Source organism: Azospirillum sp. B506, assembly GCF_000333595.1.
Taxonomy (GTDB): Bacteria; Pseudomonadota; Alphaproteobacteria; order Azospirillales; family Azospirillaceae; genus Azospirillum.
This window is the reverse complement of the sequence record NZ_BADK01000033.1, coordinates 1-2933: the sequence shown is the minus strand read 5'-3', so window position 1 is coordinate 2933 and position 2933 is coordinate 1. Positions and strand designations below refer to the sequence as shown.

Genomic DNA, 2933 nt, shown 5'->3' with positions numbered 1-2933 from the left:
GCCCGGCGGGACGCTGCTGAATTTTTACGGCATGTCGGAGGCCAGTGCCGACAGCCTGTTCGCCGATGCCACGCCCGGCGATGTCGCGATCGGGATGCCGATCGCCAACACCACGGCCTATGTCCTTGATACCCTGTTGCAGCCGGTCCCCCCTGGGGTTGCGGGTGAGCTGTATATCGGCGGGGCCGGGCTGGCGCGCGGCTATCTGAACCGGCCGGGATTGACGGCCGAACGGTTCGTCGCCGCACCCTTCGGGCCGCCGGGATCGCGCCTCTACCGCACCGGCGATCTCGCACGGCGACGCGCCGATGGCACCATCGATTATGTTGGCCGGTCCGACCATCAGGTGAAGATCCGCGGTTTCCGCATCGAACCGCGCGAGGTCGAAACCGTGCTGGCGCGCCATCCCGATGTGGCGCAGGCCGCCGTCATCGCGCGGGAAGACCGGCCTGGCGACCGGCGCCTTGTCGCCTATGTCGTGCCGAAACAGCCGGGGAAGGCCGATGCCGCGCTGCTACGCGCCCATCTGGCCGGCAGCCTGCCGGATTACATGGTGCCCGCCGCCTTCGTCAGCCTGTCTGCGCTGCCGCTGGTGCCGAGCGGCAAGCTCGACCGCCGGGCGCTGCCGGCACCCGATCCGGCCGCCGCGGCCGATCCGGCCCATCGGACGCCGCGCACCCCGGCCGAATCGGTGCTGTGCGGCCTGTTCGCCGAAATACTCGGCCTGCCGCAGATCGGTATCGACGACAGCTTCTTCAGCCTCGGCGGCCATTCGCTGCTGGCGATGCGGCTGGTCGGGCGCATCCGCGCCACGCTGGGTGTCGAACTGTCGATCCGCAGCCTATTCGAAGCGCCGACGGTCGAGGCGCTGGCCCGGCGCATGGATGGCGATGGCCCGGTGCGCCCGGTGCTGGCCAGGCGCGACCGGCCGGCGCGCATCCCCCTGTCCTTCGCCCAGCAGCGGCTGTGGTTCATCGACCGCATGGGCGGTGCCGGACCATCCTATGTCATCCCGCTGGTCCTGCGGCTGCGGGGCGATCTCGACCCGGCAGCATTGGAAGCGGCGCTATGCGAGGTGGTCGAACGGCATGAAAGCCTGCGCACGGTTTTCCCGGACGACAACGGCGTGCCCTGCCAGCACATCCTGCCGCCATCGGCGTCTCGCCTGACCTTGCCGGTAACAGCCATCGCCCCGACCGAGCTGCACGCGGCGCTGGTTGGCGCGGCGGCGCGCGGCTTCGACCTGACCGGCGAACCGCCGCTGCGGGTTTGCCTGTTCAGGCTGGCCGAGCGCGACCATGTCTTGGCGGTGATGGTGCATCACATCGCCACCGATGGCTGGTCGATGGTGCCGCTGGCCCGCGACCTGACACTGGCCTATCGCGCGCGGCGGCGCGGCCGGGCACCGGAGTTCGCACCGCTGCCGGTGCAGTATGCCGATTATACCCTGTGGCAGCGCGACCTCTTCGGTAGCGAGGACGATCCCGGCAGCCTGATCTCCCGCCAGCTGGCCTACTGGACCGCAACCCTGGCCGGCCTGCCCGACCAGCTCGACCTGCCGGCCGACCGGCCGCGCCCGGCGGTCGCCAGCTATCGCGGCGAAACCCTGTCCTTCCGCCTGGATGGCGCGCTGCACCGCCGCCTGCTGGCACTGGCCCAGGCCAGTGGAGCCAGCCTGTTCATGGTGCTGCAGGCCGGGCTGGCGGCATTCCTGACCCGCATCGGTGCCGGCACCGACATCCCGATCGGCAGCCCCATCGCCGGACGGATGGATGGCGCGCTCGACGATCTCGTCGGCTTCTTCGTCAATACCCTGGTGCTGCGCACCGATACATCCGGCAACCCGCGTTTCCTCGACCTGATCGCACGGGTCCGCGATGCCGATCTCGCCGCCTTCGCCCATCAGGATTTGCCGTTCGAGCGGCTGGTCGAAGCCCTCAACCCCGCCCGTTCGCTCGCACGGCACCCCCTCTTCCAGGTCATGCTCGCCTTCCAGAACACGCCGGAAGTCCGGCTCGACCTGGAGGGCATGGCGGTTGCGCTGGAACCGGTCGGGCTGACGACCGCCAAATTCGATCTGCAGTTCAGCCTCAGCGAAGTGCGGGCGGCCGATGGCACGCCGGATGGCATCGCCGGTACGGCCGAATATGCCCTGGACCTGTTCGACCGCGGCACGGTCGACAGGATGATGGCCCGCTTCGCCGGCTTCCTGGCCACGGCCGCGGCCGATCCGGACCAGCCGATCGGACGGATCGACCTGCTGTCGGCCGCGGAGCGGCAGCAAATCCTGGTGGGCTGGAATGCCACCGGCCAGCCGTGGCCGGCGGCCACGCTGCCCGCCCTGTTCGAAGCGCAGGTCCGGCGCGCCCCTGACGCCACCGCGCTGATCTTCGAGGATACCACCCTCAGCTATGCCGCACTCAATGCCGCGGCCAACCGTCTTGCCCATGTCCTGATCGCCCGCGGCATCGGGCCGGAGACGCTGGTCGGCATCGCCCTGCACCGCTCGGTGGCGATGCCGGTCGCCGTGCTGGGGGTGCTGAAGGCGGGGGCAGCCTATCTGCCGCTCGACCCCGATTATCCCGCCGATCGGCTGGCCCTGATGGTGGAGGATGCGGCACCGGCACTGGTGCTGACCGCCGCGGAAGCGGCACAGCGCCTGCCCGCCGACACACCCTGCCTGGTGCTCGACCGGCCGGAGATTGCGGCGATGCTGGCCGCCACCGTACCGGGCGACCCCACCGATGCCGACCGGCTGGCGCCGCTGACACCGGAAAGCCCTGCCTATGTCATCTATACCTCCGGTTCGACCGGCCGGCCGAAGGGGGTGGTCGGGCTGCATGGCGGCAAAGTCAACCGTTATGCCTGGGTTACCGCGCGCATCCCTACCAGCCGGCGAACGCTCCTTCGCAAGAGTTCGCTGAACTTCCTGG

The 2933-nt window shown here is 69.9% G+C and carries 1 protein-coding gene; it reads left to right on the top strand.

The annotated features are described in order from the left end of the window. Positions 1–31: 31 nt before the first annotated feature. Positions 32–2933: condensation domain-containing protein (locus I71_RS01090; protein ID WP_244433541.1), on the top strand; the 2902-nt coding region annotated here is incomplete at its 3' end.